The organism is Aeromonas sp. 1805, from assembly GCF_013085525.1.
GTDB lineage: Bacteria > Pseudomonadota > Gammaproteobacteria > Enterobacterales > Aeromonadaceae > Aeromonas > Aeromonas hydrophila.
The window spans coordinates 129,955-143,959 of record NZ_CP038515.1 but is presented as its reverse complement, the minus strand read 5'-3'; the positions used below and the strand labels follow the sequence as shown (position 1 = coordinate 143,959).

Sequence of the window (14,005 nt, the reverse complement as noted above, 5' to 3'; positions counted from 1 at the left end):
CGCCTGGGATTGGCTGCAATTTGTTCACATTCCCGGCCACTATGGCAACATTCAAACGTCTGTTCAAGTGGCAATTTTCGGGTGAAAACGGTAGATTGCGCCCCTGTTTTGCCGATGATCCGCTGTTGTTTGCGCATTCGGCCCTGCTCAGGAGAAAACCCGATGAAACTCTATTTTGTGCTGGTGGCCCCTGCCCGCCCCGCCAACGTGGGCGCTGCCGCCCGCGCCATGAAAACCATGGGCTTTGATGCCATGCGACTGGTGGCAAGCCGGGTGCACGAAGAGGAGGAAGCGAGCTGGGTGGCCCACGGTGCGCAGGAGGTCCTGACCCAGGCCGAGGCGTTCGACACCCTGGAAGAGGCGCTGGCCGACATGGATCTGGTGGTGGCCACCACCGCCCGCCAGCGCGGCCGTTATCAGCACTACCTCACTCCGGCCGAGATCCGCGACCAGATCAAGGCCAAGCCATCGCTGGACAAGGTCGCCATCGTGTTTGGCTGCGAGGAGTCGGGGCTCTCCAACGAGCAGCTGGCCCAGGTCGACCTCATCAGCTATCTGCCGCTCAAGGTGAGCTACCCGTCCCTGAACCTGGGACAGGCGATCATGCTGTACGCCTACGAGTTGAGCCAGTTGCTCGATGAACCCGAGGTACTAGCAGAAAATGTTGATAACGCCGGACAGGTTCGGGTGCTGAAAAGCAAAACAGCAGAAATTCTCGGTGAACTCGGAGTTTCGCAGGATGAAAAACTGCATCAATGGGTGATGGACCGAGTGCCCATGCTGCCGCAGCGGGATTTGAATATGCTCCACCTGCTCTGCAAAGACCTTGCCCGCAAACTTGGCAAAGAGGTTTAGGTTGACAGCCCTGCGCCCGGCGCGGTATTGCTAAAAGCCAGCTTCGTTCAAGAGTGTTCGTCATGCAGTTATTCACCAACGTCATCACCACCACCATTATTACCGGTACCACCACAGGTGGCACTGGGGCCGGTTGATGCGCTGACGAACAAGCACAGAAATCAGAAAAGGCCCGTACCCACCCAGTACGGGCCTTTTTGTTGGATGATTTTCAGAACCATTTTCGGGCAAATTTGCAAAGATCACAGGGAGAGAAAGCGATGAGAGTGTTGAAGTTTGGCGGGTCGTCACTGGCCGATGCAGAGCGTTTTTTACGGGTCGCCGATATCGCGGTGAATACCCACGGCCAATCCCAGGTTGCCCTGGTGCTGTCGGCACCGGCCAAGGTGACCAACCACCTGGTGGCGCTGGTGGAACAGACCAGCCGTGGCATGGATGCCAGCAGCACCTTGTTCGAGATCAACGGTATCTTCTCCCGCCTGCTGGCAGGCTTGAAGGCAGCTTATCCGGCGCTGGATGACAAGGCGCTGCAGGCTCGTCTCACCAGCGAACTGGATCAGGTGGAGCGGCTGATGCAGGGCATCCGTCTGCTGGGGCTCTGCCCGGACAACGTGCAGGCCCGCATCCTGAGCCGGGGCGAGAACCTCTCCATCGCCTTTATGCACGAGCTGCTGCGGGTGCGCGGCCTCGAGCTGGACATCATAGTGCCGGAGCAGCTGCTGGCCACCGACGGCGGCTATCTGGAGGCGCACGTCGACATCGAAGCCTCCCGCCTGCGCTTCGCCGCCAAGGGCCTGCGCTCCGATTGCCTCTACCTGATGCCGGGCTTCACCGGTGGCAGCGACAAGGGCGAGACCGTGCTGCTCGGCCGTAATGGGTCGGATTACTCCGCCGCCGTGCTGGCCGCCTGTGTCGATGCCGAGTGCTGCGAGATCTGGACCGACGTCGAGGGCTGCTACAACTGCGACCCGCGCCTGGTGCCAGATGCCTATCTGCTGAAGACCCTCTCCTACAAGGAGGCGATGGAGCTCTCCTACTTCGGTGCCAAGGTACTGCACCCGAAAACCATCGCGCCGGTGGCCCAGTTCCACATCCCCTGTCTCATCAAGAACAGCTTCAACCCGCAGGGGCCGGGGACGCTTATCGGCGTCGAGCAGGGGGATGACGACCTGAAAGTGAAGGCCATCTCGGATCTCTCTGGCATGTGCATGTTCAACGTCTCCGGCCCCGGCATGAAGGGCATGGTCGGCATGGCCGGCCGCATCTTCTCCGCCGTCTCCCGCGCCGGGGTCAGCATCGTCCTCATCACCCAGTCATCCTCCGAGTACAGCGTCAGCTTCTGTATCCACAGCTATGACTGCGACAAGACCCGCAAGGTGCTGGAGCGCGAGTTCGAGCTCGAATTCAAGAACCAGCTGCTGGATCCGCTGGAGATCATGCAGGATCTGGCGATCATCTCCCTGATCGGTGACGGCATGCGCACTTCCAAGGGGATGGCGGCCCGCTTCTTCACCTCGCTGGCACAAGCCTCCATCAATATCGTCGCCATCGCCCAGGGTTCGAGCGAGCGCTCCATCTCGGCGGTGGTGCGAGATCGCAAGGTGGCGGAAGCCATCAAGGCCTGCCACCAGAACTTCTTCGGCAGCCAGCAGTTCATCGACTTGTTCGTGGTCGGCGTCGGCGGTGTCGGCGCGGCCCTGGTGGATCAGATTGCCCGCCAGCAGCCGGTATTGGCCGAACAGGGCACCGGCCTGCGGGTAGTGGGCATCGCCAACAGCCGCCAGATGGCGGTCAACAAGGATGGGCTGAACCTCGCCAACTGGCGTGAACAGCTGGTGGAAGCCCGTGACAGCTTCAGCCTGGAAGCGGTGCAAAAGCTGGTGGAAGAGAGTCACCTCATCAACCCGGTGATCGTCGATTGCACCTCCAGCGAGGCCATCGCCGTCCAGTACGCTGACTTCCTCGCCGCCGGCTTCCACGTGGTCACCCCGAACAAGAAGGCCAATACCGGGTCGCTGGATTACTACAAGGCGCTGCGCCGCACCGCCCGCCAGACTCGTCGCAAGTTCCTGTACGAGACCAACGTGGGCGCCGGTCTGCCGGTCATCGAGAACCTGCAAAACCTGATCAAGGCCGGCGACAAGCTGCGCGCCTTCGACGGCGTGCTGTCCGGTTCGCTCTCCTTTATCTTCGGCAAGCTGGACGAAGGGATGGCCTTCTCCGACGCCACCAAGATTGCCCGTGGCAACGGCTTCACCGAGCCGGATCCCCGCGATGATCTCAACGGCATGGACGTGGCCCGCAAGCTGCTCATTCTGGCCCGCGAGGCCGGCATGGCGCTGGAGCTCTCCGATGTGGAAGTGGAGCAGGCATTGCCACCGGGCTTTGATGTGAGCGGCGATGTGGAAGCCTTCATGGCCCGCCTGCCGGAGGCTGACGGCTGGTTCCGCGACCAGTTTGCGGCCGCGCAAGCTCAGGGCAAGGTGCTGCGCTACGTGGGCTCCATCGAGGGTGGCAAGTGCAAGGTCGCCATCAAGGCGGTCGGTGCCGACGAGCCGCTGTTCAAGGTCAAAGACGGGGAGAACGCGCTCGCCTTCTTCTCTACCTACTACCAGCCGATCCCGCTGGTGCTGCGCGGCTATGGCGCCGGTACCGAAGTGACCGCCGCGGGCGTCTTTGCCGACGTGCTGCGCACCCAGAACTGGAAGCAGGAGTTGTAAGCATGAGTTCAGACATGTACCAGAGCAGCAGCGTGGTGGCCTATGCCCCCGCCTCCAGCGCCAACCTGAGCGTGGGATTCGATGTACTGGGGGCGGCGCTCGCCCCCGTGGATGGCTCTCTGCTCGGGGATCGCGTCCAGGTGAAAGCTGCCGATGTGCCGTTTGCCCTCTCCTCCGTGGGCCGTTACGCCCACAAGTTGCCGGCTGACCCGAAAAAGAACATCCTCCACGACTGCTGGCTCGCCTATGGCGAGGCGCTGGAGAAGCGGGGCCTTGGTCTCAAGCCGCTCGAGATGGTGCTGGAGAAGAACCTGCCGGTGGGCTCGGGTCTGGGTTCCAGCGCCTGCAGCGTGGTGGCAGCACTGGAAGGCCTCAACGCCTTTCACGGCGCCCCCCTCAATGAACACGACCTGCTGCTGTTGATGGGGGAGATGGAAGGCAAAATCTCCGGCTCCGTCCACTACGACAACGTCGCCCCCTGCTATCTGGGCGGCATGCAGCTGGTGCTGGAAGAGCACGGCGTCATCAGCCAGGGCATTCCGGTGTTTGAGCAGTGGTACTGGGTGGTCTGCTACCCGGGTACCGTGGTTTCGACCGCCGCCGCCCGCGCCATTCTGCCGGCCCAGTATCGCCGCCAGGATTGCCTCACCTATGGCCGCCGGCTGGCCGCCTTCGTGCACGCCAGCTACACCGGGCAGGAGGGGCTGGCGGCCAGCGTATTGAAAGACGTGATTGCCGAGCCCTACCGCGCGGCGCTCATTGAAGGCTTTGCCGAGGTACGGGCCCAGGCGGCCCAGAACGGGGCGCTGGCCACCGGCATCTCGGGCTCCGGCCCCAGCGTGTTCGTGGTGATGAAGGATCTGGCCCAGGCCGAGCGGATGAAGGATTGGATGGACGCACATTTCGTGCAGAACGAAGATGGATTTGCCCGGGTTTGCAAACTCGACATGGCCGGGGCACGGGTAACAGGAAGCGAGCTATGAATCTTTACAATATCAAGGACAAGAATGAACAGGTGAGCTTCGCCCAGGCGGTGCGTCAGGGTCTGGGCCGCGAACAGGGTCTGTTCTTCCCCGAGCGGCTTGAACCGCTGGCCGATGTGGATGCCTTGCTGGAGCTGCCGCTGGTGGAGCGCTCCGCCCGCATCCTCAGCCACCTGCTGGGGGACGAAGTGGCCGCGCCTCAGGTGCACGAGCTGGTCAAGGCCGCCTTCACCTTCCCAGCGCCGCTGGTCAAATTGAAAGATGGCACCTATGCCCTCGAACTGTTCCACGGCCCGACCCTGGCGTTCAAAGACTTCGGCGGCCGCTTTATGGCTCAGTGCCTCGCGGCCTTTAGAACCAACGACAAGATCACCATACTCACCGCCACCTCGGGCGACACCGGCGCCGCCGTGGCCCACGCCTTCTACGGGTTGGAGGGGATCGAAGTGGTGATCCTCTACCCGAAGGGCAAGATCAGCCCGCTGCAGGAGGCGCTGTTCTGCACCCTGGGTGGCAACATCCGCACCATCGCCATCGACGGCGACTTTGATGCCTGCCAGGCGCTGGTGAAGCAGTCCTTCGATGACGAGGAGCTGAAAAAGGCGATCGGGCTGAACTCTGCCAACTCCATCAACATCAGCCGCTTGCTGGCCCAGGTTTGCTACTACTTCGAGGCGGTGGCCCAGCTGCCGAAAGCCGATCGTGCCAAGGCGGTCATCAGCGTGCCGTCCGGCAACTTTGGCAACCTCACCGCAGGCCTTATCGCCAAGGCGCTGGGGCTGCCGGTGAAGCGCTTTATCGCCGCCACCAACGCCAACGACACCGTGCCGCGCTACCTGAAAACCGGTCAGTGGGATCCGCACCAGACTGTGGCAACCCTGTCGAACGCCATGGATGTGAGTCGCCCCAACAACTGGCCGCGGGTGGAAGAGCTGTGCCGTCGCAACGGTTGGGCACTGGAGACCCTGGGTTCTGGCATGCGTGACGACGCCCAGACCCGCGATGCCCTCAAGCGCCTGCATGAGCTGGATTACCTCTGTGAACCCCACGGCGCCATTGCCTGGGATCTGCTGGGCGAACAGCTGGCTGAGGACGAAGTGGGGGTGTTCCTCTGCACCGCCCATCCCGCCAAGTTCAAGGAGTCGGTGGACGAGATCCTGGGGCTGGATGTGCCGCTGCCCGGCCCGCTCGCCAAGCACGCCGTGCTGCCGCTCCTGTCCCACAACCTGCCGGCGGAGTTTGCCCCGCTAAGAGCCTTCCTGCTCGGTTGAGTTGATTGCCAATCCCCCGAGCTCGGGGGATTTTTCTATCCGTTGCTTTTTATCCGTGACAGGGCGGGCAGGCCGCCCCCTATAAGGAGTGAAGATGAATCAGCATCCCCTTCGAACTCTCATCGAGACCTGCGATGCCGCCATCTCCCGGCGCGATTTCGACGCCCTGATGGCCTTCTACGCCGAGGACGCCGCCCTGGTGGTCAAGCCCGGCATGGTGGTGCGCGGCATTCCCGCCATCCGCCGTGCCTTCACTGCGATCTCGGATTACTTTCAAGGGCAGCTCAAGGTGGATCAGGGCGCCATGGAGGTGATCGAGGGGGCCGACAATGCCCTGGTGATCATGGAGACCCGGCTCAATTACCCGGATGGTCAGGGGGCCTGACTGATGAAACCCGCCGCGCCACCTATGTGTTTCGCAAAGAAGCCGATGGGCAGTGGCGCTGCACCATAGACAACTCCTATGGCACTGCGCTGCTGGCAGCGGTGGGCCCCGTGCCTTCTGCCTGAACGCTCTCAAGGGCTATCCCAGAGTGGGGGCTGCTACAAGCCCCCGAATGGCAGGCAATCAATAAACTGCTGATATAGAAACAGTTGTTAGACATTGCTGTGGTGCGGCACCGATTTGATGCAGGTTTTCCCCGCCATCATTGCGGTGCGCAGAAGAATAAAAAACATGGGAAAAAGCCGGTAATGGAGAGTCCCTTGACCAGCCGGTCGGTGGCTGTTAATCAGGGTGCTGCATGAAGCCATCATGGACGAACAAGGCCGAAACTCCTTTCCGGGGGCGCGGCCGATGGCTGGATAATAACGAATCAGGGAGCAAACCATCATGTGGCCGTACCGAAAAATAGTGACTCAGTCCCTCAAAACCCCTCTGGTGATCGCCAGGATCATTTTCTACTTCGCCTTGCTCATGCTGCTGCCGCTGCCTTTCATGGTGACGTCAGACTCTTTTTGGGTGGCAAGTGGACGTGTTTATTACCTTATGTTCTCGCTGCCCATTGCCATGGCGCTAATGCTCGTCTCTAGCCTGATGGCCATCATGATCGCGAAAGTGGAAGCGCTGAATAACCGCTGATGGTGAGCAGCCCATCCCTGCCCGCCGGCGCAGATAGTGACTCGCCAAACAGGAAACAAAAATCCCCGAGTGCGGGGGATTTTTATTGCTTCGATAGCGTGCTGCTTAATTGGCTTTGCCAATCACCTGAGGGCTCGCTTCGCAGAAGTCGTAACCGTCGCAGTACTGCACCTGATAGACATACTCCTTGCCGGGGATCAGAGGATTCTGGTCGCCATTGATGTCGATATAGCGGTCGTCATTGATGCCGAGTTTGGCCAGTTCGACAAATTTCTGATCTTGCGGCTTGTCGAGTTTCTCGGCGCGGGAGATGCGGGTGTATTTATGCTGACGGGTCGTGATGGCGCTGTTGTCGGCATTGCTCCAGGCGAGCTGTACTTCGCTGACCAGATCATTGCTGGCCTTGATCCCGGCAGGCTGGTTGAATCTTGGGTACTGCACCTTGATGGTGGAGCTGGCGATGCGCAGTCTAAGGCTGGTCAATGAGTCGAAGGAGGCAATATTGCTGCCGCACAGCGAGAGATATTTCGGCATCGCCTTGTCATATTTCGGCTGATCCTGTCCGTCGTAGAAATGCATCGAGAGCTGGGTATCGCCGCTGGAGTAAGAGGTCGCCCGTTCGATGTTCTTGCGCTGGGACAACATGAAGTTGTCGGGTGATCTGCCGGCCCCGACGGAAAGGGTCATGAAGGTATAAGAGTCGCTGGTGGAGGGCTGATAGAGATTATTGGTGCCCCGCAGGGAGTAGCTGCGATATTTCGGATCGGAATACATGTAGGAGTAGAGATCCATGGTGCCGGCAGAGGCACCTCCTTCCGCATTGACGCCGGTGTCATTGAAGTTGTGTCCGAACAGCAGGGTGGCGCCTTGCGGGGTATTGAGGCGATACATCTGGCAGCCATCGATGATCCGCTGGTATTCCAGTGTGGCGAAGTGGTGGGCAACAGTCTGTTCGGCCATGGCAGGTGCAGCCAGCATGGTCAGAGCGGCGAAGAAAGCGCGTTTCATATAATCGAATCCCGAATAAAAAAAGAGCGCACATTCTAGATCATGTCATTCGTCAGTTGTGCTCCATATGGGTATTGAACCATCCCTCAAGGAGTGGTTTTCGTACGAGCCTCTATGGTGGCTGGGATTGGCCGACAACAGGATCTGAGCCAGATGATGTGTGTTGACCTGCCCGCATACGTCGGGTTAGCCTCTTGGCTCCTTTGATATATGAGTACGTCCTCCGATGCGCATTTAACCTGTCCGCACCCCGCTTTTGATTCCTCTCCCGTCTGGGAGATCGGGTGCGTCTTACCGTGACAGGTTGATGCTGATTCCTCTGTTTTTTTCCATTTGTGGACACGTGTCCCTGTCATTTGGCTTGGCTCTTGGCCTGCTGCTTCCGCATTGGCCCACAGGAGTTCAGATGACCCATATCGCATGTCATATCAACGTCTTGCAGCTGCCCTTCGGCGCCTGCACTGTGCCCCTTACCTTCACTTTGCCCGCTGCGGGCTGCACCCTGATCGGCCGCAACGGTATCGGCAAGAGCCTGCTGCTGGAACTGCTGGCGGGCCAGCGCCGCGCGGCTTCTGGCAAGATTGAGTGGCTGACCCCCATCAGCTGGTTGTCCCAGTTCGCGCCCGCGCAGGCTCATGACGACGCAGCCAGCGTGGCTGACCTTATCGGCTGGGGCGAGCCGCTGCGGGCCCTTGAGCGCATCGAGCAGGGGAGCTGCGCCCTGGACGATTTCGAACGGCTGGCTGATCGCTGGAACCTGCGCAGCAATCTTGCCGACCTGCTGGCAGAGGCGGGCCTCAGACTCGATGCCCATACCCCGGTCAGGACCCTGAGCGGCGGCCAGCTCACCCGTTTGCGCCTGCTGGCGCTGTTTGCGAGGCCTGCTCACTTTCTGCTGCTCGACGAGCCGGACAACCACCTGGATGCCAGTGGCATCGCGTGGTTGAGCCAGCGACTGGCCAGTCACAGTGGTGGCTATCTGCTGGTAAGCCACGACCGGCGCCTGCTCAATCAGGGGAGCCAGATACTGGAGCTGGGTGAGCAGGGGCTGCAGAGCACCAGCCTCTCGTTTGAGGCATTTCTGGCGCAGCAGGCCGAGCTGCAGGCTGCCCGCAGCGCCCGGCTGGCGCAGGCGGAGCGCCGTGAAAGGGCGGCGGCACGCAGCGTGCAAAAGGTGCGTGAACAGGCGGCCAGGCGGGCCAGTCAGGGGCGGCGCGAGCGCGGCTCCCAGGCCAAGATCCTGCTCGATTTCAAAGCGGAACAGGCGGGCAAATCCCTTGGCAAGGTGCTGGATCGCCAAGAGCGGGGCCACAGTGCCCAGGTGGAGGCGCGCGCCGAGGCGGCGGCCGCACTGGCGGCGGTGCAGCCGCTTGTCATGCAGTGGCCGGCAGAGAGCGATCGCAAGGGGGCAGCCCAGCCGCTGGTGATCACGGCGGCGCGCCACAGGCGCTGGCACGATCAGCAGGTGAACCTGGTGCTGCAGCGGGGGGCTCGCTGTCTGTTGGCCGGTCGCAACGGCAGCGGCAAGTCGAGCCTGCTGCAGATGCTGCGCGGGGAGCTGACACCCGAGGCGGGCAGCTTTCGTATCAATGGCCGGCTGGCGTGTCTTGATCAGGGGCTCAGCCTGATTGCGCGAGACCTTAGCCCGCAGGCCAACCTGCTGGCAGCGGCGCCGACGCTCTGCGAGAGCGACGCAAGAACCCGACTGGCGGGCATAGCACTGCGTGGCGATCGCGCCCTGATGCCCTGTCATGGTCTGAGTGGCGGTGAGCGGCTAAAACTGAGCCTCTTGATGGTGCTGGCGCAACTGCCCGACCTGTTGCTGCTGGACGAGCCGGACAACCATCTGGATCACTCCTCGCGCCAGCTGCTTATTCAGGTGCTGGCCGACTATTCGGGCACCCTGCTGCTGGTCTCCCACGATCCCGACTTTGTAGCCGGGGTGGGGGTTGACAAGGAGTATTGGTTGGAGGGGGAGGGGAGCTAACCTGCGAACCAGCAACGGCGCGTCAAGGAGGTGGATGTCCTAGATTTGCTGTTCCAGGCAGTGGCGATGCTGTCGAACGCCATGGATGCCAGCCGCCCCAACAACTGGCCGCGGGTGGAAGAGCTGTGCCGTCGCAAAGACTGGGCGCTGGAGACCCTGGGTTCTGGTATGCGTGACGACGCCCAGACCCGTGATGCCCTGAAATGGCTGTATCAGCTGGATTACCTGTGCGAACCCCATGGCGCCATTGCCTGGGATCTGCTGGGGGAACAGCTGGCCGAGGATGAAATGGGGGTGTTCCTCTGAACCGCCCATCCCGCCAAGTTCAAGGAGTCGGTGGACGAGATCCTGCATCTTGATGTGCCGCTGCCCGGCCCGTTCGCCAAACACGCCGAGCTGAGATAACCGATAGAAATAAAAAATCCCCCGGGAATGGGGGGGGGGGGGGTGACAGTCGTTATCTAAAGGCAACTGGCAATATCACGGAATATTTCTATCGCGAACGTCAGATTACGCTATCGCTAATAGAACCTACGTGCTGAATTTTTATGGTTTATAGAGGGGTAGTGATATTTAGATAATGAAGGTGGCATGAGGAAATGCCACCAACAAACATCATCTAATTTGAAAGTGCATTCTTATATTCGTTCAAGAAATTCAGATTCAAACATTCTGAAGATATTATTTCCTTCGTACACTCCCATTCATCAAAGAAAACTTCAGCAATGCAGATTAAGCATATCAATTTATAGTCCATCATGGAAATAAGAAATTCAGTGTATTCATTGGTGTTTATTATTTCATGGTTTTTATTTATGTGTCTTAATATTATGTTAAAGCGACGAGATATTGAAAATATTTTATCCCCTCTGTCAGTATCGGATATTACTTTAGTGATTTGACCTTTATTGTAACCACTTTCTTTTAGTTGAAATATCATATCTTCGAGGTGGGTAACTGCAAGGTCAGCATGAAGCAGAGAACCGTTAATATCTATGGCTAGATTCTCGAAATAGCTTTTTTGTGAACTAATGAGGTTGTGAAATTGTAATTCAAAAGTTCTTTTGTTTTCATTTAACTCCTGTCTTCGGTTTTCATCTAAAATACTTTCATTTGCTTCTCTTTGGAGATTTAATGAATAAATTAGATATATTATAGAAATAAACGATAGTATTGGGTTTAAAATTCCACCTACATAATCACCAAGTTGACCCCAAACTGCGGGGTCACCAGATACATTAAGTCCATCTCCAAAATTTAGCCAATAAATAAACCATACTAGAGCTATAATTACCCCAGCATGGTACTTTAAATCTTTCATCAGACAACTTCCTTGATTAAGTATTTAAGAACAGCTCCACTATTATTAGTGAGGGTGACAACTTTAAGAGTCATGTAAACTCTATCATCCTCTCTTCTCGTATTATTAGTGTGTAAGTTTTCAGATATAGCTGTTTTTTGTGCGCCAGTCACAAACCGCAGGCTATTTTTGAAGCCAAACGCTTTTGTTACCCGTTCAACTTCATCTCTCAATATAAGTCGACCATTACCAGTCATAGTGTTAAATCTTGTAATGACTGCGTCAATAAAAATCTCATTCTGATTTTCAGTAACATTGATTATATTGGCGGCAGTATTTTCATTTAAGGTAATGATGTTAAATGGGTCGCCAGGTAATCTATAGTTTAGTCGTACATCATAACTGTCTGATGTAGTTATTTTATGCATGTCTTTTAATGGGCTTTCAAGTCTATCCAATAAAGCGCTTTCAATGTCCGTCATTGATTCAATAACAAGAGTGGCATCTTCAGACAAAACTCCGCCGTCAATATAAAGAGCCTCTGAAATATAATATCTCATGACTTCCGAGAAGGTTTTTCTGCCCATACTTTTTAATCTTGTAATCAAAGTTTGATCTTCAATTTGAATGTCAAACATCTGTCCGTAAGAGCCCCTAAAACTTTGCTTGAGTTTTGCCCTAACATCATTTGCTCTGGTTCTACGCTCTACTATTCTTCCGGTCAGAATTGCTTCTCCCAACAAGCAAACAACGCTTGATGTGCCTGATAATGTTTGAAGAGCATCATCCATGTCGACATCGTCATTACCACTCTCAAGAACTACATCAAAACTAACTTTCATAGACATATTGCATCCTTGTTATTTATGCATATCAAAAAAATCTGGGGCGCCAACCTTTTTGGATAAGCCGTAACTCCATGAAAACTCACGCTACCGCCCATGGATTAGCGCTTCTAAAATGCTCCATTAACCAGCGAGGGCTGCAGCTCATCACGGATGAATAGGCACCGGATGGCTATGTTAAGCCAATCGAATCTGCTCTCACCAGTCAAAAAGTGACGTAACAGTCAGTAATGATTGGTTTTTTGCGCTGGTTCAAAAAATGGTAAAGGTAGGACAAGGATTCCCATGGCCCTTGATTTTATTGGGAGCGGCGGGCGTGGCTGGGACAAGAGTGGCTGGCTTGCCGTTAAGGCGGAGCTGGCCGGGGAGAATCCCGCTTAGCTAATCGGCGCTATAGTGCGGCTATGGTGCCCTGTGTTCCGTAGTCTTTGCTGGCGAGGCGGGGGATCTGCGGCAACAATCAGCTGTTGCAATAACCGCCATTTGCAAACCATCACAGTGCAAACAGGTCACCATGCCAACACATCACAATAAGGAACGTCATATGAAGCGTATTGCCATCCTGTTCGGCTTGCTCTGCGGCAGCGTGTTGCTGGCCAATCCGGTCTTTGCCAACGACTCAGCCCAGTTGCAGTGCGAGGCGCAGGCCGCGGCCAAAAAACTGGCGGGCGCCGCCAAGACCAGCTTTGTCGGCAAGTGCGTGAAAGATGCCGCCGGCGCCAAGACGGGTGAGTGCGAGAAGGCGGCGGCTGACAAGAAGCTGGCCGGTGCGGCCAAGAACAGCTTTATCCAGAAGTGCGTGAAGACGGGCGCGGCGATGGATCCGGCGGCCAAGTGCGAGAAGGCGGCGGCCGACAAGAAGCTGGCTGGCGCGGCCAAGAGCAGCTTTGTCCAGAAGTGCGTGAAGGATAGCGCCGTCAAGTAAGTCGTTTTCTTGTCCGGTGTGTTTGCGGGGGGCCAGCAGGCCCCCCGCGCTTTTTGGGGCGTTATCGCTAAGCGGGTGACGGGGCGCTTGCCGCAGGGGCTGGGTTGGGTTGGGGTGTGCGGGGGCAGACAAGTGGCGGTGGAGGCGGGCAAGCGGGGGTAGCCCTGGAGAAGTTGCCGGAACTGGGATCTCGATCGGGGCAACAGGACTTTTGTCCTGCAAGGGGAGGCTAGGCGGGGGCTAGGATGCCCTCATCCACACGAGTCAAACTGGAGCACAACAACAATGACCGCTCATATCAATGCCAACCCGGGCGATTTCGCCGAGACCGTCATCATGCCGGGGGACCCGCTGCGGGCCCGCTATATCGCCGAGACCTTTCTGACCGATGCGCGCGAGGTGACCAATGTGCGCAACATGCTGGGCTACACCGGCTACTACAATGGCCAGCGCATCTCGGTGATGGGCCACGGCATGGGGATCCCCTCCATGGTGCTCTACGCTCACGAGCTGGTGAACGACTTCGGGGTCAAGCGCATCATCCGCATCGGCAGTCTGGGGGCGACCCAGCGCCATGTGCAGATGCGCGACGTGATCCTGGCGCAGGCGGCGGGCACCGACTCCCCGACCAACGCCAAGCGCAGCGCCGGTTACCAGATGGCTACCTCGGCCGACTTCGCCCTGCTGCACAAGGCGTTCACCAAGGCGCAGGAGAAGGCGATTCCGGTCAAGGTGGGCAATATCTTCACCGGCGATCTCTATTACGATCCGGACGACAACCTGATTCCGGCGCTGGAGAAGTTCGGCGTGCTCGGCATCGACATGGAGGTGGCCGGTCTCTACGGGCTGGCCCATCAGCAGGGGATCGAGGCACTCGCCATCCTGACTGTCTCCGATCACTGCCTGACCGGTGAAGAGACCACTGCCTCCGAGCGGCAACTCTCCTTCAACCAGATGATCGAGCTGGCGCTGCACACCGCGCTGTAAGCGTCGCAGCCTCGCCCAACCCTGCCCGCACCCTGACCCTTAT

The 14,005-nt window shown here is 57.9% G+C and carries 11 protein-coding genes and 2 pseudogenes; 10 read left to right on the top strand and 3 right to left on the bottom strand.

All coding sequences use genetic code 11. From position 1 onward, the window contains the following. The first annotated feature begins 162 nt into the window (after positions 1 to 162). The 6 genes and pseudogenes from E5E96_RS00595 to E5E96_RS00570 all read left to right on the top strand — a co-directional run bounded on the left by E5E96_RS00595 (position 163) and on the right by E5E96_RS00570 (position 6,910). A complete protein-coding gene (locus E5E96_RS00595; protein WP_029304108.1) occupies positions 163 to 855 on the top strand; it encodes a tRNA/rRNA methyltransferase in 693 nt (230 codons plus the stop codon). Positions 856 to 1,115: 260 nt separating this feature from the next. Further along, positions 1,116 to 3,575, top strand: coding sequence for a bifunctional aspartate kinase/homoserine dehydrogenase I (gene thrA / locus E5E96_RS00590; protein WP_171281329.1), 2,460 nt, complete (start codon positions 1,116 to 1,118; stop codon positions 3,573 to 3,575). A gap of 2 nt (positions 3,576 to 3,577) precedes the next feature. Beyond that, entirely contained in the window at positions 3,578 to 4,558 is a 981-nt protein-coding gene (gene thrB, locus E5E96_RS00585) for a homoserine kinase (protein WP_017765729.1), read from the top strand. Then, complete coding sequence (thrC, locus tag E5E96_RS00580) at positions 4,555 to 5,829, top strand: threonine synthase (protein ID WP_171281328.1); 1,275 nt, start codon at positions 4,555 to 4,557, stop codon at positions 5,827 to 5,829. The genes thrB and thrC overlap by 4 nt, the downstream gene beginning before the upstream one ends. A gap of 94 nt (positions 5,830 to 5,923) precedes the next feature. Further along, positions 5,924 to 6,339: pseudogene (locus tag E5E96_RS00575) on the top strand (SgcJ/EcaC family oxidoreductase). 322 nt (positions 6,340 to 6,661) lie between these two features. Next, entirely contained in the window at positions 6,662 to 6,910 is a 249-nt protein-coding gene (locus E5E96_RS00570; RefSeq protein WP_171281327.1) for a hypothetical protein, read from the top strand. Positions 6,911 to 7,015: 105 nt separating this feature from the next. Here E5E96_RS00570 and E5E96_RS00565 read toward each other — a convergent pair whose 3' ends face one another. After that, complete coding sequence (locus E5E96_RS00565) at positions 7,016 to 7,918, bottom strand: hypothetical protein (RefSeq protein WP_171281326.1); 903 nt, start codon at positions 7,916 to 7,918, stop codon at positions 7,016 to 7,018. A 406-nt stretch (positions 7,919 to 8,324) separates the two neighbouring features. Here E5E96_RS00565 and E5E96_RS00560 point away from each other — a divergent pair, with 406 nt between their 5' ends. Next, positions 8,325 to 9,905, top strand: a complete 1,581-nt coding sequence (locus E5E96_RS00560; RefSeq protein ID WP_171281325.1) for an ATP-binding cassette domain-containing protein — start codon at positions 8,325 to 8,327, stop codon at positions 9,903 to 9,905. Positions 9,906 to 9,965: 60 nt separating this feature from the next. Then, a pseudogene (locus E5E96_RS00555) lies at positions 9,966 to 10,310 on the top strand (threonine synthase); the annotation flags it as partial. Positions 10,311 to 10,524: 214 nt separating this feature from the next. Here the strand turns inward: E5E96_RS00555 and E5E96_RS00550 are convergent. Both E5E96_RS00550 and E5E96_RS00545 read right to left on the bottom strand, forming a co-directional pair. Further along, entirely contained in the window at positions 10,525 to 11,226 is a 702-nt protein-coding gene (locus E5E96_RS00550; protein ID WP_171281324.1) for a hypothetical protein, read from the bottom strand. Continuing rightward, the gene (locus tag E5E96_RS00545) at positions 11,226 to 12,053 is read right to left on the bottom strand and encodes a hypothetical protein (RefSeq protein ID WP_216368100.1); all 828 of its coding nucleotides are present in this window, start codon (positions 12,051 to 12,053) and stop codon (positions 11,226 to 11,228) included. Before E5E96_RS00545 ends, E5E96_RS00550 begins: the two co-directional genes overlap by 1 nt. Positions 12,054 to 12,594: 541 nt before the next feature. Here E5E96_RS00545 and E5E96_RS00540 point away from each other — a divergent pair. After that, positions 12,595 to 12,975 carry a hypothetical protein gene (locus tag E5E96_RS00540; protein WP_171281323.1) on the top strand — a complete coding sequence of 127 codons (381 nt, stop codon included), beginning with the start codon at positions 12,595 to 12,597 and terminating at the stop codon, positions 12,973 to 12,975. 285 nt (positions 12,976 to 13,260) lie between these two features. Beyond that, entirely contained in the window at positions 13,261 to 13,962 is a 702-nt protein-coding gene (gene deoD / locus E5E96_RS00535) for a purine-nucleoside phosphorylase (RefSeq protein WP_171281322.1), read from the top strand. Positions 13,963 to 14,005 lie beyond the last annotated feature (43 nt).